The organism is Qipengyuania nanhaisediminis (genome assembly GCF_900115585.1).
Classification (GTDB): domain Bacteria; phylum Pseudomonadota; class Alphaproteobacteria; order Sphingomonadales; family Sphingomonadaceae; genus Qipengyuania; species Qipengyuania nanhaisediminis.
Genome location: NZ_FOWZ01000001.1, coordinates 883,254 through 904,119, shown reverse-complemented (window position 1 = coordinate 904,119; position 20,866 = coordinate 883,254). Strand labels below are relative to the sequence as shown.

At 61.9% G+C, this 20,866-nt stretch carries 26 protein-coding genes; 9 read left to right on the top strand and 17 right to left on the bottom strand.

Features of this window, described 5'->3' with window-relative positions; genetic code table 11:
- Positions 1–71: 71 nt before the first annotated feature.
- Complete coding sequence (locus tag BM173_RS04650; protein WP_090477747.1) at positions 72–1,970, bottom strand: M1 family metallopeptidase; 1,899 nt, start codon at positions 1,968–1,970, stop codon at positions 72–74.
- Between the two features lie 177 nt (positions 1,971–2,147).
- Here BM173_RS04650 and BM173_RS04645 point away from each other — a divergent pair, with 177 nt between their 5' ends.
- A complete protein-coding gene (locus BM173_RS04645; protein ID WP_090477744.1) occupies positions 2,148–3,047 on the top strand; it encodes a glycoside hydrolase family 16 protein in 900 nt (299 codons plus the stop codon).
- Here BM173_RS04645 and hemF read toward each other — a convergent pair whose 3' ends face one another.
- Positions 3,048–3,905, bottom strand: coding sequence for an oxygen-dependent coproporphyrinogen oxidase (gene hemF, locus BM173_RS04640; protein WP_090477741.1), 858 nt, complete (start codon positions 3,903–3,905; stop codon positions 3,048–3,050).
- Positions 3,906–3,950: 45 nt separating this feature from the next.
- Between hemF and pdeM the strand changes: the two genes are divergently transcribed.
- The 6 genes from pdeM to BM173_RS04610 all read left to right on the top strand — a co-directional run bounded on the left by pdeM (position 3,951) and on the right by BM173_RS04610 (position 10,529).
- On the top strand, positions 3,951–4,652 hold the full coding sequence (gene pdeM / locus BM173_RS04635) for a ligase-associated DNA damage response endonuclease PdeM (protein WP_090477738.1): 702 nt from the start codon (positions 3,951–3,953) through the stop codon (positions 4,650–4,652).
- A gap of 100 nt (positions 4,653–4,752) precedes the next feature.
- A complete protein-coding gene (gene infC / locus BM173_RS04630) occupies positions 4,753–5,271 on the top strand; it encodes a translation initiation factor IF-3 (RefSeq protein WP_090477735.1) in 519 nt (172 codons plus the stop codon).
- 317 nt (positions 5,272–5,588) lie between these two features.
- Complete coding sequence (locus tag BM173_RS04625) at positions 5,589–6,698, top strand: DUF547 domain-containing protein (RefSeq protein ID WP_090477733.1); 1,110 nt, start codon at positions 5,589–5,591, stop codon at positions 6,696–6,698.
- A 70-nt stretch (positions 6,699–6,768) separates the two neighbouring features.
- A complete protein-coding gene (locus BM173_RS04620) occupies positions 6,769–8,178 on the top strand; it encodes an SLC13 family permease (protein WP_090477730.1) in 1,410 nt (469 codons plus the stop codon).
- A gap of 145 nt (positions 8,179–8,323) precedes the next feature.
- Positions 8,324–9,637: a cystathionine gamma-synthase family protein gene (locus BM173_RS04615; RefSeq protein WP_090477729.1), complete on the top strand. Its 1,314-nt coding sequence runs from the start codon at positions 8,324–8,326 to the stop codon at positions 9,635–9,637.
- A 1-nt stretch (position 9,638) separates the two neighbouring features.
- On the top strand, positions 9,639–10,529 hold the full coding sequence (locus tag BM173_RS04610; protein ID WP_245755753.1) for an ATP-grasp domain-containing protein: 891 nt from the start codon (positions 9,639–9,641) through the stop codon (positions 10,527–10,529).
- A gap of 8 nt (positions 10,530–10,537) precedes the next feature.
- On the opposite strand, the gene BM173_RS04605 is transcribed toward BM173_RS04610, so the two are convergent.
- The 15 genes from BM173_RS04605 to hisB form a co-directional block, all read right to left on the bottom strand.
- Positions 10,538–10,819, bottom strand: coding sequence for a PilZ domain-containing protein (locus tag BM173_RS04605; protein WP_143089567.1), 282 nt, complete (start codon positions 10,817–10,819; stop codon positions 10,538–10,540).
- Positions 10,820–10,914: 95 nt separating this feature from the next.
- A complete protein-coding gene (locus BM173_RS04600) occupies positions 10,915–11,448 on the bottom strand; it encodes a J domain-containing protein (protein WP_090477725.1) in 534 nt (177 codons plus the stop codon).
- A 165-nt stretch (positions 11,449–11,613) separates the two neighbouring features.
- Positions 11,614–12,129, bottom strand: coding sequence for a peptidoglycan-associated lipoprotein Pal (gene pal, locus BM173_RS04595; RefSeq protein ID WP_090477722.1), 516 nt, complete (start codon positions 12,127–12,129; stop codon positions 11,614–11,616).
- A gap of 81 nt (positions 12,130–12,210) precedes the next feature.
- Entirely contained in the window at positions 12,211–13,596 is a 1,386-nt protein-coding gene (tolB, locus tag BM173_RS04590) for a Tol-Pal system beta propeller repeat protein TolB (RefSeq protein WP_090477719.1), read from the bottom strand.
- Complete coding sequence (locus BM173_RS04585) at positions 13,593–14,393, bottom strand: energy transducer TonB (protein WP_090477714.1); 801 nt, start codon at positions 14,391–14,393, stop codon at positions 13,593–13,595. Before BM173_RS04585 ends, tolB begins: the two co-directional genes overlap by 4 nt.
- 9 nt (positions 14,394–14,402) lie before the next feature.
- Positions 14,403–14,879, bottom strand: coding sequence for an ExbD/TolR family protein (locus BM173_RS04580; RefSeq protein WP_090477711.1), 477 nt, complete (start codon positions 14,877–14,879; stop codon positions 14,403–14,405).
- Between the two features lies 1 nt (position 14,880).
- Entirely contained in the window at positions 14,881–15,579 is a 699-nt protein-coding gene (gene tolQ, locus BM173_RS04575) for a protein TolQ (protein ID WP_090477708.1), read from the bottom strand.
- On the bottom strand, positions 15,576–16,031 hold the full coding sequence (locus BM173_RS04570; RefSeq protein ID WP_090477706.1) for a YbgC/FadM family acyl-CoA thioesterase: 456 nt from the start codon (positions 16,029–16,031) through the stop codon (positions 15,576–15,578). The genes tolQ and BM173_RS04570 overlap by 4 nt, the downstream gene beginning before the upstream one ends.
- 98 nt (positions 16,032–16,129) lie before the next feature.
- A complete protein-coding gene (locus BM173_RS04565) occupies positions 16,130–16,507 on the bottom strand; it encodes a histidine triad nucleotide-binding protein (RefSeq protein WP_090477703.1) in 378 nt (125 codons plus the stop codon).
- Positions 16,507–16,821 carry a phosphoribosyl-ATP diphosphatase gene (locus tag BM173_RS04560; protein ID WP_090477700.1) on the bottom strand — a complete coding sequence of 105 codons (315 nt, stop codon included), beginning with the start codon at positions 16,819–16,821 and terminating at the stop codon, positions 16,507–16,509. Before BM173_RS04560 ends, BM173_RS04565 begins: the two co-directional genes overlap by 1 nt.
- Before the next feature lie 18 nt (positions 16,822–16,839).
- Entirely contained in the window at positions 16,840–17,613 is a 774-nt protein-coding gene (hisF, locus tag BM173_RS04555; protein WP_090477697.1) for an imidazole glycerol phosphate synthase subunit HisF, read from the bottom strand.
- Between the two features lie 4 nt (positions 17,614–17,617).
- Complete coding sequence (locus BM173_RS04550) at positions 17,618–17,836, bottom strand: hypothetical protein (protein ID WP_090477694.1); 219 nt, start codon at positions 17,834–17,836, stop codon at positions 17,618–17,620.
- Positions 17,833–18,561 carry a 1-(5-phosphoribosyl)-5-[(5-phosphoribosylamino)methylideneamino]imidazole-4-carboxamide isomerase gene (gene hisA / locus BM173_RS04545; RefSeq protein ID WP_090477691.1) on the bottom strand — a complete coding sequence of 243 codons (729 nt, stop codon included), beginning with the start codon at positions 18,559–18,561 and terminating at the stop codon, positions 17,833–17,835. The genes BM173_RS04550 and hisA overlap by 4 nt, the downstream gene beginning before the upstream one ends.
- Positions 18,558–19,184 (bottom strand): imidazole glycerol phosphate synthase subunit HisH, encoded by a 627-nt coding sequence (gene hisH, locus BM173_RS04540; protein ID WP_090477688.1) that lies wholly within the window; start codon positions 19,182–19,184, stop codon positions 18,558–18,560. Before hisH ends, hisA begins: the two co-directional genes overlap by 4 nt.
- Positions 19,177–19,770: an imidazoleglycerol-phosphate dehydratase HisB gene (gene hisB / locus BM173_RS04535; RefSeq protein WP_090477685.1), complete on the bottom strand. Its 594-nt coding sequence runs from the start codon at positions 19,768–19,770 to the stop codon at positions 19,177–19,179. Before hisB ends, hisH begins: the two co-directional genes overlap by 8 nt.
- A 113-nt stretch (positions 19,771–19,883) precedes the next feature.
- On the opposite strand from hisB, the gene BM173_RS04530 reads away from it, so the two are divergent.
- Both BM173_RS04530 and BM173_RS04525 read left to right on the top strand, forming a co-directional pair.
- Entirely contained in the window at positions 19,884–20,384 is a 501-nt protein-coding gene (locus tag BM173_RS04530) for an SspB family protein (protein ID WP_090477681.1), read from the top strand.
- Positions 20,385–20,421: 37 nt separating this feature from the next.
- Complete coding sequence (locus BM173_RS04525; protein WP_090477679.1) at positions 20,422–20,862, top strand: hypothetical protein; 441 nt, start codon at positions 20,422–20,424, stop codon at positions 20,860–20,862.
- Positions 20,863–20,866: the final 4 nt, after the last annotated feature.

The window sequence follows — 20,866 nt, the reverse complement described above, 5'->3', positions numbered from 1 at the left end:
ACCTGCTGCCTAATCGTTGTTCATGGACCGCTCAATGGCGTTGGCTGCACCGTCGCGTGCAGCGGATGCAATCAGTCCGCTGCCATTACCCGGTCCACTCCCGCACGTGTCACCGCGTGATAGCTGTCGCGGGTCTTTGCATAGATGCGCTGCGCGATAGGCCGCCCCCAATCGCCCTGGTCCCAGAGAACACCGAACAGCGGGCGAACGAACTTGGCGCGTCCGACCCGGGCAAGGAACTCTTCGGCCAGGGGCACGGCGGGCGCATAACGATTTTCCAGCGCCATCTCGAGCCAGAGGAACAGGATCTCGTTATTGCCCGTGCCCGAAAGACCGAGGCTGGCATCCAGTTGAGCCAGCTCCCCTGCCGAGAGAGTAGCAGGCAAATTGTCGAGAAAGCGCATTTGCTCGGCGGCCGTCCAATCGGAGTAGGCGGCTGGGATAACCCGGCTCGCGGCATAGGCTTCTACGGCCGCATCGACCGCGGCGAAGGCTGCGGGATCGGGCTTGGCCACGTTGGACGGCAAGCCCGGCGCGAAAATCCAGTCGCGCAGCATCAGGGCCTTCGCCTCCTGCTCGGAAGCGACGAGGTTCTGCATCATATCGTTATAGAACATCTCGCTGGTGGCGGGCTGGAAGGCGTGGTTGTCGAACCATTGCTGCAGCCACGCATCGAAGCGCTCGCGCCCGACGATGCGTTCGACCGTTCGCAGGAAGAAAGCGCCCTTGTCATAGGCGATTGCGCTGCCCAGCTCGTATCCGCCATCGGTGCTGAGAGCCGTGCCCGGAGCGTCATTGCCGACCTCGGACAACACTTCCTGGATATTTGCGTACATCAGCGCGGCCTCCTGCTCGGCCCGCTTTTTTCCATACACCGCCTCGACGATACGGTTCTCGAAATAGGTGGTGACACCTTCGTTGAGCCAGCTGTCGCCCCAGACCGCATTGGTCACGAGATTGCCCGACCAGCTATGCGCCAGTTCATGTGCGACGAGGCCGTTGTTCGAGCGGTCACCCGCGATGAAAGTCGGGGTGAGAAAGGTCATGACCGGGTTTTCCATGCCCCCGTAAGGGAATGCAGGCGGCAGGACGATCATGTCGTAGCGGCCCCAGCGATACTCTCCGTAAAGCTCTTCGGCAGCGACGACCATTTCCTCGGTATCGCCGACTTCTGCATAAGCGCGCGGGAGGACCGAGGGCTCTGCCCAGACGCCTGTGCGCGGACCGATCGCCCGAAAATCGATGTCGCCTGCTGCAATCGCGATCAGGTAGGGCGGCACCGGCTTGTCCATCACGAAGCGGAAGGCACGGCGGCCATCACCGAGATCTTCCGGTTCGCCCTGCGCTACCCCGCTCATCACCACGTCGAGCGGCTTGGGCGCGGTGATCCGGGCTTCCCATGTCTGGCGGATACCGGGGCTGTCTTGCGTCGGGATCCATGTGCGATTGAGGATCGCCTGGCCTTGGCTGAAGAGGAAAGGATATTCACCGCCGGCGGTTTGTTCGGGCGTAAGCCATTGCAGCGCCTCGGCATCCGCAGGCGCCATGTAATGGATGCGAACGTTACGTACGCCATTGAGCATCACGGTCAGCGGAGCGCCCTTGCCTCCCTCTTCGACCTGCTCACCGATTTCGAATGTCAGATCGCGGCCAACGTGATCCGTAACGCGCGAGATTTCAAGGCCATTGGTGTCGAGCACCAGCCTTTCATCACCGGGATCGGCAAGCACGCGAAGTTCCGCGGTCCCACCGACGCGCTTCGCCGCGAAATCGAGCGCGAGGTCGAGCGCAACATGCGTGACGCGAGCCTTTTCGGGCTCGGCATAGGTGAGATTGTCCTGCGCCTCCGGCGTGGTGAGGATGGGTGCCACCATCGGTTCTGACACGATAGGCATGCCGTCACGATCTTCCATCGTGGTGCAGGCCGCAGTTGCGAGGAGGATGGCGATGCCGGATGCGAGGCGGTACATAGAACTCTCCGAACAGGATGCGCCCCTTCGGTTTGGACGCGTATTTCAAATCCTTGCGCCCTATCCACGATCCCGGCACAGCTTTCCACCCCGCGGATTGAATTCGTAACCACGGGGCTCGCAAAAGGCACTCGATCGCGTATTGTGAACGTTATCAGAACTCTCGGAGAGGCAATTATGACCCGCCACTGGACCTTAGCACTCGCATCCGCCCTTACGCTCGGCACCGCGCCGGCGGCATACGCGCACAATCATGACGCGGGCGAGGCGCTGGCTCAGGCACTTGCGCCGGAGCGCGAGCTGATCTTCGCGGACGAATTCAACGATGGCACGCTCGACCGGGACAAGTGGATCGTCATCGGCCCCGATTTCTGGGTGAATAATGAGCAGCAGGCCTACATCGACGATCCTTCGGTCATCGCCTTCACGGATGATGCAGCAGGTGCCGAAGGCGGCGCGCTGATCCTGCGCCCGGTTTTCAAGCCCGGCGCCGACACGAAAGCGGATCGCAATGCGCCTTTCGTTTCGGGCCGGATCGAGAGCCAGGGCAAGTTCGACTTCATGCATGGCCGGGCAGAAGCGCGCATCAAGCTGCCCGACAATGTCGGCGTTTGGCCAGCATTCTGGCTTCTGGGCAACGACAAGTGGCCTGGCACCGGCGAGATCGACATCATGGAGTACGTCGGAGAGAAGGACTGGATCGGCGTCGCCCTTCACGGCCCCGGTTACTCGGGCGAAACGCCCATCGTGAACAAGTTCTTCTTTCCCGAAGGCGTCGATGTCACCCAATGGCATACCTACGCCGTCGAGTGGACCGACACGCAGATCGATTTCCTGATCGACGATCACGTCCTCTACCGCGTCACCAAGCCGATGGTCGAAAACTATGGCGACTGGCGCTTCGACAACGAAAAGTACCTGATCCTGAATTTCGCCATGGGCGGCGCCTATCCGTTCAAGACGAACCGTATCGAGAAACCTTATCCGGGCATTCCCGCCGCAACGGTAGAAGCCGTGAAGCGCGGCGAGGTTGAAATGCTCGTCGACTGGGTACGCGTTTACTCACCGGCCGAGTAGTCAGCTCCACGTCGCCTCGGGCGGCAGGCTCATCAGTATGGCATCGATATTGCCGCCCGTCTTGAGACCAAAGAGTGTGCCCCTGTCGTAGACGAGATTGAATTCGGCATAGCGGCCGCGCCATTCGAGTTGTTGGCGCCTGTCCGCATCATCGAATTCGCTGCCCATGCGCCGGCGCACCAGCTGCGGGAAAATGTCGAGGAAAGCTTCACCGACATCCTTGGTGAAAGCCAGATTGCGCTCGAACGCGGCGTCGTCTTCGCATTCCAGGTGATCGTAGAAGATGCCCCCTACCCCGCGATGCACACCGCGGTGGGGAATGTAGAAATAGTCGTCCGCCCATTTCTTGAACCGGTCGTAATAGGTCGGGTTATGGGCCGCACATGCAGCGCGGAAGCGGGCGTGAAAGTCCTCGGTGTCCTCTTCATACGGCAGTGGAGGATTGAGGTCCGCACCGCCGCCGAACCAGGCTTTGCTGGTCGTCAGGAAGCGGGTGTTCATGTGGACCGCTGGCACATGGGGATTGGCCATATGTGCGACGAGGCTGATGCCGGTCGCGGAGAAGCCGGGATTTTCGGCCGTCGCGCCATTGATCGAACCGGCGAATTCGGGCGCGAAATTGCCCCGGACGGTGGAGACGTTGACGCCGACTTTCTCGAAGACCTTGCCCTTCATCAACCCGCGCGTGCCGCCACCGGGATCGGCGTTGCCCTTTTCTTCACGCTGCCAGCTATCGTACTGGAACTGCGCATCCGATCCGGCTTCTCGTTCGATCGCTTCGAACTCGGCGCAGATGCGGTCGCGCAGGGTCTCGAACCAGCTGCGTGCTGCTTGGGTGTTCTCGGTCCAGTCGGTCATGCGAGAGGCCTTGCCATTCGCAGGCAGCTACGGCAATAGCGAGCCATGGTTCCCCTTTCGTTCGCTGGCGAGGAATGGCTCCTCACGGAGGGTCGTGCGCTCTATTGGCCGCGCGAGCGTGCGCTGCTGGTCGCCGACCTTCACCTCGAAAAGGGCAGTTTTTTCGCCGGGCACGGCCAGATGATACCGCCCTATGATAGCCGCGAAACGCTGGAGCGGGTGGCGCTGGCCATCCGCGAGACCGGTGCGCGGCGGGTCATCACGCTGGGCGACAACTTTCACGATTCGCAAGGCTCCGCCCGGCTCGAACCGCACGCCTGCGGCATGCTGGAAGCTCTTACCAAGGCCGTCGACTGGGTCTGGATCACGGGAAACCACGATCCCGACATGGAGGCGCGTTGCGGCGGCACGCTAGTCGAAGAGATCGAGATCAACGGCACAATCCTGCGCCACCGCGCCAAGAAGGGCGAGTCCCGTCCGGAGCTGTCGGGTCACTACCACCCTCGCCTCCAACTCAAGATCCGCCAGCGGATGATCCGCCGTCCCTGCGCCGTCGTCAGCGCGAATGAAGGCGCCGACGGAAAACCCAGCGGGAGAATGATACTCCCGGCATTCGGCGCCTACACCGGCGGCATGAACGCGGCAGACCCGGCAATCCTGAAGGCGCTGCAACCTGCCGAACGCATCGATGCCGTGGTTCCGGCGAAGGGCAAACTGGCCCGTTTCCCGCTATGGAAGGCCGCATAGCTATCACCACTAGCGGTTTGCGGTGTTTCTCCCTACATAGCCACCACACAAAACGGCAGAATCAGGAGAATGCCCCATAGCCCGTCCACCCCGGCGCAGCATGCAAATGCCCGTGAAAAGCGGCCCGCGCTACGATAACATGATCAATGTCCCCAAGGTCCGCGTGATCGATCACGAAGGTGAAAACCTGGGGGTGATGTACACCCGCGAAGCGACCGAGCAGGCCAACGAACTGGGCCTAAATCTCGTCGAAGTCTCGCCCAACGCAGACCCGCCGGTGTGCAAGTTCCTCGATGTCGGCAAATATCGCTACGAGGCGCAGAAAAAGGCGAACCTCGCACGCAAGACGCAGAAGACCCAGGATATCAAAGAGGTCAAGATGCGCCCGAACATCGACACGCACGACTATGACGTGAAGATGCGTAATGTCGTGAAGTTCATCGAAAACGGCGACAAGGTGAAGTGCACGCTGCGCTTCCGTGGCCGCGAAATGGCGCACCAGCAGCTGGGTATGGACCTGCTCAACCGCGTGCGCGACGACGTGGAAGAGATCGCCAAGGTGGAAAGCTTCCCGCGCCTCGAAGGACGCCAGATGCTGATGGTGCTGGCTCCGAAGTAAGCGAGTTTGGTTTACGGATTTATGAGGCGGGGCGTCACTTGGTGACTGCCCCGCCTTTTTGCTTCAGGCGGGCCCGTCGACCACGAACGCACTTTTTGCATCGACGAAAGGTATGGGTTCATCGGCAATCCACATGGCTTTGTTATTGAAGAAGCTTGTAATGTCACCGGCACGTTGAACGCATTACCACGTATTAATTGCAGCCATTGCTATTTCGACAGGGATTGACCGTGAAAAACCGCTTTATTTGTTCCGCAGTCCTGCTCGCAGCTTGCGCGACTTCCGCCCCAGCACTCGCTCAGGGGGAAACCCCTTACGTGGCGTCAAGTGCGGCAGCGACCGCTGGTGATTTCGACAAGTTCGTCCCTCGCCCGTCGAAACAGACCGCGCTCGACTACGCGATATGGCAGGACGCGTTGCAATACATGGTGCTGCGCATGGGCCTGTCGACCCGTGATGGCGCGACCCGTCCGGACCCGACCCTCGGCAGCCGGCGTGTCTGGGGTCATGATTCCCGTGTCAGGATGGAAGGCAACCGCATTCCCTTCTCGCTCATGGACGAAGCTGCGATCGCGACTTTCACCGAATACCGCCAGGATCTGGAGCAGATCGGGACGCAGCTGGACATCGCCAGCCTGCCCCGCGACGAACAGCTCGCTTACTGGATCAACCTGCACAATGTCGCGATGATCGAACAGATCGCGCTCAATTACCCGGTCAAGGCGCCGTCGCGCCTGCTGCTCGGTGAGAACAAGAGTCCGCTGGATGTCACACCGTTCATCACCGTGGCCGGCGTGTCGATGAGCCCCAAGGACATCCGCACGCGGATCGTCTATCCGAACTGGAAGGATCCCAAGGTCATTTACGGCTTCTTCCGCGGCGATGTGGGCAGCCCTTCAATCCAGCGCGAAGCGCACACCGGAGAAAACATCGACCGTCTCCTTCTCGAAGGAGCGAATGAATTCGTGAACTCGCTCCGCGGCGTCGAAGGATATGGCAAGAACCTGCTTGTTTCCGCGATCTACGAAGAGGCAGCGCCCTTTTACTTCCCCCAGATGGGTGCAGACCTGAAAGAGCATCTCTCGCGTTACGCGGAAGAGGAGGTGAAGGAACTGCTCGCCTCCAAGTCGGAAGTGAAGGTCAACCAGTACGAAGAGACCGTCGCCGATCTCGCGGGCGGCCAGCGCGAACCGACATACAACACGGTATACAGCGATGGACAGGCCAACAGTTTCCGCATTCCTTCCTCGGTCGCGCGCTACCTGGCTGAACGCTCCCAGAAGTACGAAAAGCTCCGCAAGGAAGGCCGCACCGGCCGTGTCTTCATCATGCCTGGCGACGGCAGCGACCTGATCGGTGCCGAAGAGGAAGAGCAGCAGGACGAGCAGACCGTGACCGAAACGGTCGAAAGCCCCTCTGCCGGCTGACGCGAGCCTGCAAATCAAATCTCTTGGCCCGATGCCCCGCCCCCGTTAGCACGGAGGGTGGAGGGATGATTTGAACGCAAAACACATAGGACTGATCGTCGGGGCGCTAGGCCTTCTGGCGGGCATTTTTGCGCCGTTGCCCGCCGGAATGTCGCGCGAAGCCGGTGTCCTCGCGGGGCTGGTCGTGCTGATGGCAGCATGGTGGATGACGGAAGCGATGCCGCTCACGGCAACCGCGCTGATGCCCTTCCTGGTGCTGCCTTTTGCCGGAGTGATGGATGCGAAGGCAACGGCCGGTGCCTATTACTCTCCAATCCTGTTCCTGATTCTGGGTGGAGCATTCATCGCCCTGGCGATCGAACGGACCGGCCTTCATCGCCGCCTCGCACTGGCTTTGCTCAAAGCAGTCGGATCCGGCAGCCAGACCGGCGTGCTGCTTGCCTTCATGATCACGGCAGCGATCCTTTCCATGTTGATCTCCAACACCTCAACGGCGCTCATCATGATGCCGATGGCAGTCGCGGTGCTGGCGGGCGGAGGCCTCGCCGACAGCGAACAGGAGGGGCTCGCCGGTGCCCTCCCCATGGGTATCGCATTCGCCGCCAGCATCGGCGGGCTCGGTACGCTGGTCGGATCGCCCACGAACGCCATTGCGGTGGGGCTGCTCGATACGCTTACCGGCACTCGCATCACCTTTGCAGACTGGGCGTTCTACGGCCTACCCGTGGTTGCAGCCGGTATCCCGATTGCCGCATGGTTGATCGCCCGCGTGCAGCGCGTAGCCGAACATCCCTTCGATACGAACGCCGCCAGGGCGGCCATCGACACGCACACTGCATGGTCCAGCGCGGAGCGGCGGCTTGTCCCCCTGATCATCGTGACGTTCCTGCTGTGGATGGGGCAGCGCTGGATTGCACCGTACCTGCCGGCAGGATCGCTGACCGACGGCACGATCGCTATCGGCATGAGCCTGCCCCTGTTCCTGCTTCCCGACGGGACAGGCCGCCCCATGCTGAAATGGGAGGAAGCCGACAGGGCTCCGTGGGGTGTCATCATGATGTTCGGGGGTGGCCTCGCCCTCGCGGCAGGAATGTCGGCCAGCGGACTTGCCGACTGGCTCGGCAATGCGCTTCTGCCACTGGAAAGCTGGCCTCTGGTCCTGGTGGCGCTGGCGATCGTTGCGATGGTTGTCCTCATTACTGAATTCGCAAGCAACGTGGCGACGGCTAGCGGGATCATTCCTGTCGTGGCGAGCCTTGTGGTGGCGCTGGGCGCCGACCCGGTCCTGCTCGCGATGCCGGCGGCGCTCGCCGCAAGCTGGGGTTTCATGCTGCCTGCCGGGACCGGGCCCAATGCGATCGCCTGGGCCACCGGCCGGATAAGGATCGAGCGCATGGTGAAGGCCGGAATCCTGCTCGACCTCGTGGGCATTTTCCTGATCGTCTTCGTCGTTTGGGGAATGGCGTCGCTTGCCGCTTGAAAAGGCGCCTGACGCTCCGTAATCCACGCCGCATTGCCACGGCATGCGGAGAAGCGTTCCTGCGGAGGTTAGGAGCGGGTGCCGCATGGCCCAAAGTTCAGCTCCCGCCTTCCTGGGAGCGACGTTGCAGGAAGGATGCTCCCCCATGAGCGACAACGATATCGATCCCGTCAGCCCCCGCATGGCGCCCAAGCGCAAGATCCCCGAAGTGGGCGGACGCCCCCTCAAGCCCAGCACTCTGATGATGGGTCATGGCTTTGACCCCACTCTTTCGGAAGGCAGCCTCAAGGCTCCCATCTTCCTTACCTCGACCTTCGCGTTCCCGAGCGCAGCGGATGGCAAGCGACATTTCGAAGGCATCACCGGCAAACGCCCGGGTGGTGCGGACGGGCTTGTCTACTCGCGCTTCAACGCTCCCAACCAGGAAATCCTCGAAGATCGCCTCGCCGTGTGGGACGGAGCGGAAGAGGCGCTCAGCTTCTCCAGCGGGATGACCGCAATCGCCGTGCTGCTATTGGCCGCGTGCAAGGCGGGCGACGTGATCGTTCACTCGGGCCCCCTGTATGCCGCATCGGAAGGTTTCATTGCCAAGACGCTGGCGAAGTACGGCGTGACATTTATCGACTTTCCCGCCGGTGCGAGCCGCGAGCAGCTCGACGAGGTGATGGTCCGCGCGAAAGCCATGGCCGAGGAACAGGGCGGCGAAGTGCCGATGATCTACCTCGAAAGCCCGGGCAACCCGACCAATGCACTGGTCGACATCGAAGCGGTCAAGGAAGCGCGCGATGCGCATTTCGATCCGGACCAGTGCTCGATCGCAATCGATAACACCTTCCTCGGGCCGCTATGGCAGCGCCCGCTGGATCACGGTGCCGACCTCGTGGTCTATTCGCTGACCAAATATGTCGGCGGCCACTCCGATCTGGTCGCCGGCAGCGTCTCGGGCAAGAAGCGTTTCATCGACGCAATCCGCATGCTGCGCAACACCATGGGCGGCATCTGCGATCCGAACACGGCCTGGATGCTGTGCCGCAGCCTCGAAACCGTCGAATTGCGCATGCAGCGTGCGGGCGAGAATGCGGAGAAGGTCTGCGATTTCCTTGCCAAGCACCCGAAGGTCGAAGGCCTGGGTTATCTCGGCATGATCAAGGATGCACGCCAGCAGGACATTTACGATCGTCACTGCATGGGCGCAGGCAGCACCTTCTCATTGCTGCTCAAGGGCGGCGAAGCCGAGTGTTTCCGTTTCCTCGATGCACTCAAGATCGCCAAGCTCGCGGTTAGCCTCGGCGGAACCGAGACCTTGGCTAGCCACCCGGCATCGATGACGCATCTTTCGGTTGCCGAGGGCCGCCGTGCCGAACTGGGCATTTCGGACAATCTCGTGCGCATTTCCATCGGTATCGAGGATGCGGACGACCTGATTGCCGACTTCGAACAGGCACTGGAAGCGGTCTAGTATGGCGACACGCATCGGCTTCCTGGCCTGTGCGGACACGCTTCCGGGCGCGGGCGAACGTCGCGGCGATGCATTCGAGCACGATCTCGTAACGGCTGCGCTGCGTCCGGCATTCGAAGAGGCCGGGCTGGAGTTGGTTGAAATCGACTGGCGGGCACCGCTGGAAGATTTCGCCAACATCCCGCTCGTCCTGCTCGGGACGGCATGGGATTACCAGGATCATCCGGACGAGTTCCTTGCCAAGCTCGAGCAGCTGGATGCAGGCGGCATCGCGGTCCACAATCCCCCTGCGATCGTGCGGTGGAATGCCGACAAGAGGTATCTGAAGCACCTGGCCGCCATGGGTGCGGCCACCGTGCCAACCCGGTGGCTGGAGGGGATCGACGCGGCGGGAGTGAGCGACGCGATGGATCATTTCGCCGTCGACCGGGTCGTGGTGAAGCGCCAGGTCGGGGCCGGAGGACTGGGGCAGTTCAGCTTTTCGCGTAGCAATCCTCCCGACCCCGACTGGACGATGGGACGGCCTTGCATGGTGCAACCGTTCCTGCCGAGTGTGGTCGAAGAGGGAGAATACACTTTTTTCTTCATCGATGGCGACTTCTCGCACGGCGTTCTCAAGCGCGCAGCTGAGGGAGAATACCGGATCCAGTCGCTCTACGGTGGGTACGAGTGCGATTACACTCCATCCCCTGCGGATTTGGCAACAGCGAGCGATGTCGTCGAAGCTCTGCCATTCGCGCGCCCGCTGTACTGCCGGATCGACATGGCACGCCTTCCTGACGGCCATCTTGCGGTGATGGAGGCGGAGATGATCGAGCCTTATTACTATCCTGAACAGGGTCCAGAGCTCGGCCCACGCATGGCGGCAGCTATCCGTGTCCGCTTGGCTTGAAGCCAATCCTACATTTCGAGTGCTGTCATGACCCTTGCCGGGAGAGACCGGGTAAATTGCACGCCCGCTTCCCCGCCACGCGTCCAGACGACCTCCCCCGCAAAGGCCAGGCGATCGTCCACTTCGAAGATGATTGTAGAACCTATCTGAACGACACCATCGAACAATTCCATCCGGCATCCGCTGGCTGAAATATCGCATAGGATCGCCCGCTCGCGCTGGCGTTGCACGATGCAGTCGATGACGAGATTGCTCGTCGTCCGGTCGAAGATGCGTTGTTGCATGGTCATGGCTGGTCCCACGACCTTATATTTAACAAAGAGCAATAAAGGGTAAACGCGGGCTTCACCATCGAAAGCCGCAAATACAAAGGTTTACCCGACGGTCAGCCCTTCCACTCTCGCCTATCTTCAGCGGATTTCAAAACCTCATAGGCAAGGGAGTATTTCTGGAATTCCGCCGCGGCATCCTCGTCGCCGGGCTTTACGTCGGGATGAACTTCCTTGGCCTTGGCCCTGAAAGCTTTTTTCACGGCTGCAAAATCTGCATCGGCCTCTAGCTCGAGTATTTCAAGCGCACGCATTTCATCGGCCGATCTCGACCCGTCGCCGCTCCCGCTCCAGCCATAGTGCTGCGCTTCTGCGTAGCCTGCATTTTCGGATTGCTCAGCCTTGGCGCGGGCTTCTTTTTCCGCCTTGTCGAGACCTTCGAAATAGTCCCACTTGCGGTTGTATTCGGCAGCGTGAGCCTGGCAGAACATCCAGCGTTCCGGGCTGTTCGGTGCCTTTGGTGCGGGGCAATCGCCTACCTCTTCGCAGCCATGGCGATCGCATAGACGCACGGTCGCGGCTTCACGGCTGGCCTCATAGCCGCGCCATCTGGGGAATCCCCAGTCGTTGGATCGCCGTGCCTTAGGCATCGACGACGGGCGCAAGTGAAGGTGAGGGGAAAGTCATGTAGGTCAATCTAGGTGAGATGGCCGGTTTCGCAACGGCTCACAGGAAATCCATCTCGAAACCGGTCTTTTCTGCAAGGCATCGGCGGGCCGGGAAGAATCCCCTCCTAGACCGCCGTTACCAAGGTATCAGTTGATCGTCACAGTCGCTGCACGGCGGTTCTGGGCCCATGCAGATTCATTCGAGCCAAGCGCAACCGGACGCTCCTTGCCGTAGCTTACCGTACGGATACGGCTGGCAGGAATGCCGACGCTGACGAGATAGTTCTTCGCCGCATTAGCGCGCCGCTCGCCCAGGGCGAGGTTGTATTCACGCGTACCGCGTTCGTCGGTGTGCCCCTCGATGGTGAAGGTGACGCTCGGATACTGGCTGAAATACTGCGCCTGGCGCTGCAACTTGGCAGAATCTTCCGCGTCGATGTTGTAGCGGTCGGTGTCGAAATAGACGACCGTATTCATCTGTCCGACCGCAGCAAGGAAATGCTCCATGCTGCCGACAGTCGGGCCGGCGGGCGTAGTGGTCGTAGGCGTCGTCGTCGTCACATCTTCCGGCGGCGGCGGCAGCTCTTCGGGTGCTTTCTTCTGGCAGGCAGCGAGGGCCAGTGCAGAACTCAACACGGCGGCAGTGGCAATACGTGTATTCATTGGCTGTCCCCTTTATAAAACAGCTTGTTGCAATCGGTTTGCCCCCGATTGAATGGCGCCCCCACGCTTACTCAAATGCACTTAAGGAAGGATCGGTCCCCAAGCCGGATCGGAAGCATCCACCGGCGTCGGCAACTTGCGTTCGTTTTCTCCCGTAAGGTCCACCTGCCACAGCGAGGTTCGCCCGCTGTTGCGCTCCGTCCGGAAGAACTGGATGATGCGGCCATTGGGTGCCCAGGTCGGCGCTTCGTCCTGCCAGCCGCGGGTCAGCTTGCGGAAGCCGCGCCCGCTCGGGTTCATGACCGCCACGTTGAAGTCACCGGCAATGTGGGTGAAGGCGATCTGGTCTCCGCGCGGGCTCCATTCCGGCGTTGCCGAGCGCCCGCCGAAGAAGGACAGGCGGCGCTGGTTGGAGCCGTCAGCATCCATCACGTAGATCTGCTGGCTGCCCGAACGATCGCTTTCGAAAACGATCTTGCTGCCGTCGGGCGAAAACGATCCGCCGATATCGATGCCGGGCGCATCGGTCAGCCGTTCACTGCGGCCGCCATTGGCCGACACACGATAGATGTCGGTATTGCCCCCGACCGCCATGGAATAGAGGATATAGCGTCCATCCGGGCTCCATCGCGGGGCGAAGGTCGGATTGTCGCTCTGCGTGACGAGCGTCTGCCGGCCGGTGCCGATGTCATAGACGTAGATACGCGGATTGCCGTCGACATAGCTGAGATAGACCAGCTGGCGATAATCCGGCGAATAGCGCGGCGTCAGCGCTGTCGAACGGCCCGTCGTAACGAACCGGTGGTTGGCCCCGTCGCTGTCCATGATGGCGAGACGCTTCGTACGATTATCCTTGGGGCCCGTCTCCGCGATATAGGCGATACGGCTGTCGAAGAAGGGACTTTCGCCAGTCAGGCGCGAATAGACGAGATCGGCGCATTTGTGCGCTGCACGGCGCCAGTCTGCAGGCGCGACCACCCAGCCTTCAGCCACCAGCCGGTCCTGCAGGGCCATGTCGTAGAGATAGCAGCCCACCGTGAGGCGATTGTCGCTGCGCGCACGGACATACCCATGGACCAGCATTTCCGCGCCGCGGGTCGACCAGGTCGCCCAGTTCGGCGAGGTGATGTTCGCGAATGCTGGCGTCGGAAGCGAGTCCGGACCAGTCGGCTTGAACAGACCGTTGTTGCGCAGGTTGGAAGTGATGACCCGTGCAAGCTCCACACCGAGCGCCGCCGTACCGTTTGCATTGGCCGGTGTCGCGACATCCCGGTCGGTGGCGAAAGCGGGAATGGCGATACCGAGATCATCGAGATTACCCTCGAAGCTGACTGAGCCTGTAAGGCCGCCTTCTTCCTCGATTGTTTCGACCGCCTGGCCTTCCTGCATCGGTTCGCCAAGGTCCTGGTTCTGCGCCGCGAGCGGAGCAGCGAAGAGTGCGAGCGGGATGAGGGCTAGATATTTCATTGGGCAAGTCTCCAGTCGAAGCCGAAGGGTCCAACCACCTTCCAGGCCTCATAGTATTCTTCGGGCAATTCGAACGGCGCGGCCAGTTGTACGGCGCGAATGGCTTGCTCGCCATGGCGACCGGCCTGCGCGCGATTGGTATCGTTGACCCCGGTCTGGCGGACGACGGTGGGCCTGCCGGCAAGGCTGCCGTCGGGGTTCAGCTGAAACCTCAGGAAGGTCGTGATCTGTTCGACTTCCGGGCCGCTGGGTGGCTGCCAGTGCGGCTTGATCTCGCGCGAGATGCGCTGGACCAGCGACGCCTTCGCGCTGGCGCCGATCTGCGAAGCCGGAACGCGCGTCTCGTTGGTCGTAGTGCTGTCGCCCGCGCCTGCGAGGAAATTGTCACCCACCCGCGATCCACCGGAACGTTCGGTACGGCGCGGCTGAGCCTGTTCGCGCGGCTGCTCGCGGCGTGGCTGCGGACGCGTTTCGCGAGCCGGAGCCGGATTTGGCTGAACCTGCGGCGTTGGTCTGTCGACTTGCGGCGTGTCCGGTGCCTCCAGCATTTCGGGCGCAGGAGCGGGGCTGTCCGACAGCTCCGGCGCGATAGCGGCACGGCTTTCGGGCACGGGTTCGGGTGCCGTAGCTTCGAGGCCGACATCTTCCGCAAGGCTTACCGTCATGCGTTCCGTTTGAGGGATTTCGGCGGCGGGCATCAAAGCCTGCACGAGCAGCGCGGCCAGCAGGGCAAGGTGCAATCCGATCGCAATCAGCAGCCCGGTGCGCTCCTCAGTCCTGATGCCTGTCCTCTCCATAAGCGCTGGCTATTCCTCGCCGGATGAACCGGAATTGACCGGCGCACTGGCCTGGCCGCCATTCGTGACCAGCGAGATACGATTGAGGCCTGCGCGGTTCAACTCGCCCATGACGGCCATTACCCGCCCGTAATCGAGCGACCTGTCGGCTCGCAGCGTGATGTCGGGTCCTTCTCCCTGGCGCGGGATGTTTTCCAGCGCGGCAGGGAGGCCGCCGACAGCAATCTGCGTATCGTCGATATAGACGTAGCCTTCGGAATCGATGCTGATCGAAACCTGCTGCGCTTCCTGCGGGAGAGCATTGGCGCGGCTGTCCGGCAGCTGGATCGGCACACCTGCGGTCAGCAGCGGTGCAGTGACCATGAAAATGATCAACAGGACGAGCATGACGTCCACGAACGGCGTCACGTTGATTTCCGACATGGGACGGCGCGAGCGCCCCCTTCCGCGCCGCGATCCCCGGGAGGAGGCGAGGCTCATCGCCATATCAGCGCTGCTCCAGCTGGCGGCTGAAGGTCGCATAGAGCCGGTCCGAGAAACGGTGGAGACCGGCTTCGAACCGTTCGACCGAATGGCTGAAGCGGTTGTAGGCGATCACCGCCGGAATTGCCGCAAACAGGCCGATGGCCGTGGCGAACAGTGCTTCGGAAATGCCGGGCGCAACGACCGCGAGCGAGGAGCTTTCCTGCGCGCCGATCTGGAAGAAGCTGTTCATGATGCCCCAGACCGTCCCGAACAGGCCGACGAAGGGTGCGACAGCGCCAACCGTGGCAAGGAAGTTCAGGCGCTCCGCAATGTCGTCGGCTTCAAGGGCGACCTGGCTTTCCATGGCCGTTGCAATGCGGCTGCGCAGTCCTTCGCGGTCGCGGATCTCGCCCTTGGTGGACTTGCGCCATTCTCCGACAGCCGCCTGCGCGACGCGGGCGGAGGGGACGTCCTTGTTGCCCCGTTCCGACATGAAGCGATCGAAATTCTCCGCCTGCCAGAAATCTTCTTCGTACTTGCGGGTGCGGCGGCGAAGGGTCTTCATGCGCAGCGAGAAGGAAACGATGATGGTCCAGACCCAGATGCTCGCGAGGATCAGGCCAAGCATGACAAGCTGCACCACGATATCGGCATCGAGGAAAAGCTGGATAGGGTCGAGCCGGGTAGGAGCAGCCGCAGCAAGCGTATCGAGTGTGGTCATCGGTCCTCTGGTGATTCTGTAAAACGCGCGAAAGCCGCGCGCCATTCGTCGGGCTGGCGTTTCGGCCGCCCTTCCAATGAAATGAAGCCGACGCGCAAATGTGCCTCGGCAAGAAGTTCGTCCCCGCGGAAAGCTTTCTGGTGCATCCGGCACGAGGCGGCTTTGAGCTCGGTGCAGCGCGTCTCTATCAGGACGTCGTCATCGAGCTTGGCCGGGCGGAGATATTTGAGATTTACCTCAGAGAGGGCATAGGCGCCCTCGCCGCTCTCGATAGCGGCACGCTGGTCGATATCGAGGCGGCGCAGCAAATCGGAGCGCGCGCGTTCAAACCAGCGCAGGTAATTCGCGTGATATACGATGCCCGAGAGGTCCGTGTCCTCGTAATAGGCGCGCACGGCATAAAGATGCCGGTCGCCTTGAATTACACCGTCGGGGAAATTGGGCAGTGACATTTATGACGGCGCTCTAGCGCAGCGAGGATTCGCGGCAAAGCGGCAATTCGTCTGTTTTACATGAACGGGGGTGAAACGAGATTCCCGCGCGACGAAATCTATCGCGCGATCATCGGGCCCAGCGGCTGCCCGCCGAAGATATGCACGTGGAGATGGGGCACTTCCTGTCCGCCATGCGCGCCGATATTGGCCATCATCCGGTAGCCCGGCTCCACCAGTCCCTTGTCGCGGGCGACCTTGCCGACTGCACGGACGAAACCGCCGATTTCCTCATCGCTTGCCCGGGCGCTGAAATCGTCCCAGCTGACATAGCGCCCCTTGGGGATGACGAGCGTGTGCACTTCGGCCTGGGGGTTGATGTCCTCGAAAGCGAACGCCCACTCGTCCTCGTAGACCTTGGTCGACGGAATTTCGCCGCGCAGGATCTTCGCGAAGATATTGTTGTCGTCATAGGGCAAGGTCGGGTCGATCGGCATCACGTACTCCTGCTGGCTTTCTCGTCGAGCCCGGAGACGCCTTCGCGACGGTCGAGCTCGGCCATTACCTCTTCAAACGAGACGCCCTTGTCGGCGAGCAGCACCATGAGGTGAAAGACCACGTCGGCAGCTTCGCCGACCAGTTCCTCGCGGCTGCCGGAGAGCGCTGCCACGCAGGCTTCCACTGCTTCTTCGCCGAGCTTGCGTGCCATGACGGGCGTTCCGCGATGCGAGAGCTGCGCAACGTAGCTCGACTTGGGATCGGCCTTGCGGCGTTCTGCAATGGTCGCTTCGAGACGGGTCAGGGTTTCCATGAGGCCCTCCTGCACCGATCAGCCGCGTGCAGGCAAGCCCGCAGCACGCAAGGCGCTGTGCGCTTCGGCGACGGTGTGTTGTCCGAAATGGAAGATCGACGCGGCCAGCACCGCACTTGCATGGCCTTCGGTTACCCCGTCGACCAGATGCTGGAGCGTGCCGACACCGCCGCTCGCAATTACCGGCACCGAGACGCTGTCCGCAATCGCCCGCGTAAGTTCGAGGTCGTAACCCTGCTTCGTTCCATCCCCGTCCATCGAGGTCACTAGCAATTCGCCTGCACCCAGTTCTGCCAGCTTCTGCGCGTGTTCTACCGCGTCGATGCCGGTCGACTTGCGCCCGCCGTGGGTGTAGATTTCCCAGCCGCGAAAGCCCTCGCCTTCGGTCTTCGCGCGCGCATCGACCGATGCGACCACGCACTGGCTCCCGAACTTTTCGGCAATCTCGCGCACCAGCTCAGGCCGCGAGACGGCGGCGGAATTGACTGCCACCTTGTCGGCACCGGCGAGCAGCAGGGCGCGCGCGTCCTCAACGCTGCGAACGCCGCCGCCAACGGTCAATGGCATGAAGCAAACCGCGGCCGTGCGCCGCACCATGTCTAGCAGCGTTCCCCGCCCCTCATGGCTGGCGGAAATATCGAGAAAGCAAAGTTCGTCCGCGCCCGCCCGGTCATAGGCCTGCGCCTGCTCGACCGGATCGCCTGCGTCCTTCAGATCGACGAAGTTGACCCCCTTCACCACGCGCCCATCGCGCACATCGAGGCAGGGTATGACGCGAATACGGACGGTCAAGCGCTCACCCCTCAAAAGCCAAATAAACGTAGATCAATAGGGCGATCCCAAAAACAACATTGGCTGACCAAGCCAGCAAAAATTTTCTGGGATTGGTCGCCCGATTGATCGCGTGCGCGTAGGTTATTGGAATTGTGCCTTTTTGCCAAATACGGAAAAGCCATGCTGTGAAGGTGCTTCCCACAATGACGATACCCAACCATAGCACGACGTTATCCTTCATGCTCGCGCCGCAATTGCCAGCGCCGCTGCGAGATCGAGCCTTCCGTCATAAAGCGCGCGGCCGGTGATGACGCCCTCGATGCCTTCGTGCGCGTGCAGTTTGAGGACGTGGATGTCGTCGATAGCCTTCACGCCGCCGCTGGCGATGACCGGAATGTCCACGCGACGCGCGAGATCGACCGTCGCGTCGAGATTGACGCCCTTGAGCAGCCCGTCCCGGCCTATGTCGGTGAATAGCAGCGCGGCGACGCCAGCATCCTCGAACCGGCGCGCGAGGTCCACGACCGGCACATCGGACACTTCGGCCCAGCCTTCGGTCGCGACCATGCCGTCTTTCGCGTCGACAGCGACGACGATGCCGTTCTCGAACTCGCGGGCCATGTCCTTGACGAATTCCGGGTCCTTGAGTGCAGCCGAACCCATGACGATGCGTGAAACTCCGGCATCGAACCAGCCTTCGACATCCTCGCGCCTCCTGATGCCGCCGCCCAGCTGGACATGGCCGGGGAAGGCTTCGACGATGCGTTCCACCGCTGCACGGTTCTGCGCCGATCCTGCAAAGGAGCCGTCGAGATCGACCACATGAAGGTGGCCCGCGCCAGCTTCGGCGAATATTGTCGCCTGCGCCGCAGGATCGTCACCGTAAACGGTAGCACGGTCCATGTCGCCTTCGGCAAGGCGCACGACCTGGCCCGATTTGAGGTCGATGGCGGGAAATACGATCATGGTTTCCACTCGAGAAAACGGGTGAGGAGGCCGAGCCCGAAGCTCTGGCTCTTTTCCGGATGAAATTGCACGCCGAGCAGATTGTCCCGGCCGATTGCCGCAACGAGGCCGCCTCCGTGGTCGGTCATCGCGAGGACGTCGCGGCCCCGATCGGCGTGGAAGTGATAGGAATGGAGGAAATAGGCCTCGCCTTCCTCGACCACCGCACGGTCTTTGGCGTGATGCGTGAGCGCGACGTCGTTCCAGCCCATATGCGGGACCTTTACGATTTCATCGCGCGGCTGGATCAGGCGCACCTCGCCGCCAATCCAGTCGAGACCGGGCGTTTCGCCGTGCTCGAGACCGCGCGTCGCCAGCAATTGCATGCCAACGCAGATACCGAGAAATGGCGCCCCGCCGACGAATACCCGCTCGTGCATCGCCTCGATTACTCCGTCCTCGGCGCGCAGACCGGCTGCACAGGCACCAAAGCTTCCCACGCCCGGCAAGACGATCCGGTCGGCCGCGCGCAGCACGTCGGGATCGGCAGTTACCGTGACATGTGCCCCGACCTTGCGCAGCGCGTTCTCGACCGAATGCAAGTTACCCGCGCCGTAATCGACGAGGGCGATCACCTCAGCCACCCAACTGCCCCTTCGTGCTCGGGATTGCCCCACCCTTGCGGGGGTCGATTTCACAGGCGATCCGCATTGCGCGGGCAAAGCCCTTGTAGATGCTTTCGCAGATGTGGTGGTTGTTGGTGCCGTAGAGCAATTCGATATGCAGCGTCAGGCCGCAGGTCTGCGCGACGGAGTGGAACCAGTGCTCGATCAGCTCGGTGTCCCACTCCCCCAGCTTTTCCTGGCTGAAACCGGCCTTCCATACGAAATAGGGACGCCCGGAGATGTCGAGCGCGACGCGCGCAAGCGTTTCGTCCATCGGCGAATAGGCGCTGCCGTATCGCGCGATCCCGCCCTTGTCGCCAAGCGCCTGGGCAAGCGCCTGCCCCAGCGCCAGGGCGCTGTCTTCGGTGGTATGGTGCTGGTCGACATGGAGGTCTCCATCGACCTTCATGGTAACGTCGATAAGCGAGTGCTTCGAAAACTGTTCGACCATGTGGTCGAGGAACCCGATACCGGTGGAGATATCGTAGGAGCCGGTCCCGTCGAGATCGACCTCGACAAGGATTTTCGTTTCGGCGGTGTTTCGTTCGATACGGCCTGTTCGCATGGCCCGCGCTATAGGCGAGCCACCGCTACGCGCAAGAAAATGCAGCTACGCGGGCGGCAAACACAGGCTTAAACCGCTTGACCCAAGGGCCTTGGAGTATCACCTAGGGGCGCATGAGCGACGAGACGCCCGACAGCCTAATTCCCTACGACACGATCGTACAGGAAGCCCTGCGCGCCGTGGTCGGCCGTGTACTCGGCGAAATCGAAGCGGGCGGCAGCGAACTGCCGGGCGCACACCACTTCTACATCACGTTCAAGACCCACGCCGCCGGCGTTTCGATCCCCGACAGCTTGCGCGAACGATTCCCGGACGAGATGACCATCGTCCTGCAGAACAAGTTCTGGGACCTGAATGTGCGCGAAGACGGCTTCAGCGTCGGCCTGTCCTTCAACCAGATCCCGGCTGCCCTCGATATTCCCTATTCCGCGATCACGCAATTCGTCGATCCGGCGGTCGACTTCGGCCTCCAGTTCCAGGCGACCGTGGCGGACATGGCCCCCGCCCCGACCGATCCGGCAGGCAATGATGAGGAACAGGCCGAGGGTGCGCCCGTTGAAGGTGCAGAAGACGGCTCCAACGTCGTCACGGTCGATTTCGGCCGCAAGAAATAGTCGCGCGGCCATATCCCGCGCCAGCAAGGGGCAGGACATGGGCTTTTCCAGCAAGAAGAAACCGAACCACATCACCGATCGCGCGGCAGATGCGCTGGAGAAGGCTACCGATAGCAATCCGGCGCAGGACGATCCGGTACCGGGGCCCAGCTCCAACCCGTCGACCAATCTCATCATCAACGACATCCTGCTTCGCAGCGTCGGACGCCTCTCTCGCCTGACGGTCGAAAAGATGGTTCTTGGCCGACAGTACGGCAGCCAGTTCGCCAAAGACGCGGTCGAGAACCGGTCTATCGTCCACACGCTGGCAGCCTATGGCGTGACCAAGGTCGCGACCAAGTCTGTGCCCGGCGCGATTGCGGTGTCCTCGGCCCTGGCCCTGAAGGTTCTCTTCGACAGGAGCCAGTCGCGGCGCAAGGCGCGCCGGTCGGGCCAGAAAGTACTTCGCAAGCAGTCACAGGAAGACAGCGCCGTGTGATTTC

Coding starts and splice junctions, on each gene's coding strand:
- BM173_RS04650 (WP_090477747.1), bottom strand. CDS start 1,970: ATGTACCGCCTCGCATCCGGCATCGCCATCCTCCTCGCAACTGCGGCC.
- BM173_RS04645 (WP_090477744.1), top strand. CDS start 2,148: ATGACCCGCCACTGGACCTTAGCACTCGCATCCGCCCTTACGCTCGGC.
- hemF (WP_090477741.1), bottom strand. CDS start 3,905: ATGACCGACTGGACCGAGAACACCCAAGCAGCACGCAGCTGGTTCGAG.
- pdeM (WP_090477738.1), top strand. CDS start 3,951: ATGGTTCCCCTTTCGTTCGCTGGCGAGGAATGGCTCCTCACGGAGGGT.
- infC (WP_090477735.1), top strand. CDS start 4,753: ATGCAAATGCCCGTGAAAAGCGGCCCGCGCTACGATAACATGATCAAT.
- BM173_RS04615 (WP_090477729.1), top strand. CDS start 8,324: ATGAGCGACAACGATATCGATCCCGTCAGCCCCCGCATGGCGCCCAAG.
- BM173_RS04610 (WP_245755753.1), top strand. CDS start 9,639: ATGGCGACACGCATCGGCTTCCTGGCCTGTGCGGACACGCTTCCGGGC.
- BM173_RS04605 (WP_143089567.1), bottom strand. CDS start 10,819: ATGACCATGCAACAACGCATCTTCGACCGGACGACGAGCAATCTCGTC.
- BM173_RS04600 (WP_090477725.1), bottom strand. CDS start 11,448: ATGCCTAAGGCACGGCGATCCAACGACTGGGGATTCCCCAGATGGCGC.
- pal (WP_090477722.1), bottom strand. CDS start 12,129: ATGAATACACGTATTGCCACTGCCGCCGTGTTGAGTTCTGCACTGGCC.
- tolB (WP_090477719.1), bottom strand. CDS start 13,596: ATGAAATATCTAGCCCTCATCCCGCTCGCACTCTTCGCTGCTCCGCTC.
- BM173_RS04585 (WP_090477714.1), bottom strand. CDS start 14,393: ATGGAGAGGACAGGCATCAGGACTGAGGAGCGCACCGGGCTGCTGATT.
- BM173_RS04580 (WP_090477711.1), bottom strand. CDS start 14,879: ATGGCGATGAGCCTCGCCTCCTCCCGGGGATCGCGGCGCGGAAGGGGG.
- tolQ (WP_090477708.1), bottom strand. CDS start 15,579: ATGACCACACTCGATACGCTTGCTGCGGCTGCTCCTACCCGGCTCGAC.
- BM173_RS04570 (WP_090477706.1), bottom strand. CDS start 16,031: ATGTCACTGCCCAATTTCCCCGACGGTGTAATTCAAGGCGACCGGCAT.
- BM173_RS04565 (WP_090477703.1), bottom strand. CDS start 16,507: ATGCCGATCGACCCGACCTTGCCCTATGACGACAACAATATCTTCGCG.
- BM173_RS04560 (WP_090477700.1), bottom strand. CDS start 16,821: ATGGAAACCCTGACCCGTCTCGAAGCGACCATTGCAGAACGCCGCAAG.
- BM173_RS04550 (WP_090477694.1), bottom strand. CDS start 17,836: ATGAAGGATAACGTCGTGCTATGGTTGGGTATCGTCATTGTGGGAAGC.
- hisA (WP_090477691.1), bottom strand. CDS start 18,561: ATGATCGTATTTCCCGCCATCGACCTCAAATCGGGCCAGGTCGTGCGC.
- hisB (WP_090477685.1), bottom strand. CDS start 19,770: ATGCGAACAGGCCGTATCGAACGAAACACCGCCGAAACGAAAATCCTT.
- BM173_RS04530 (WP_090477681.1), top strand. CDS start 19,884: ATGAGCGACGAGACGCCCGACAGCCTAATTCCCTACGACACGATCGTA.
- BM173_RS04525 (WP_090477679.1), top strand. CDS start 20,422: ATGGGCTTTTCCAGCAAGAAGAAACCGAACCACATCACCGATCGCGCG.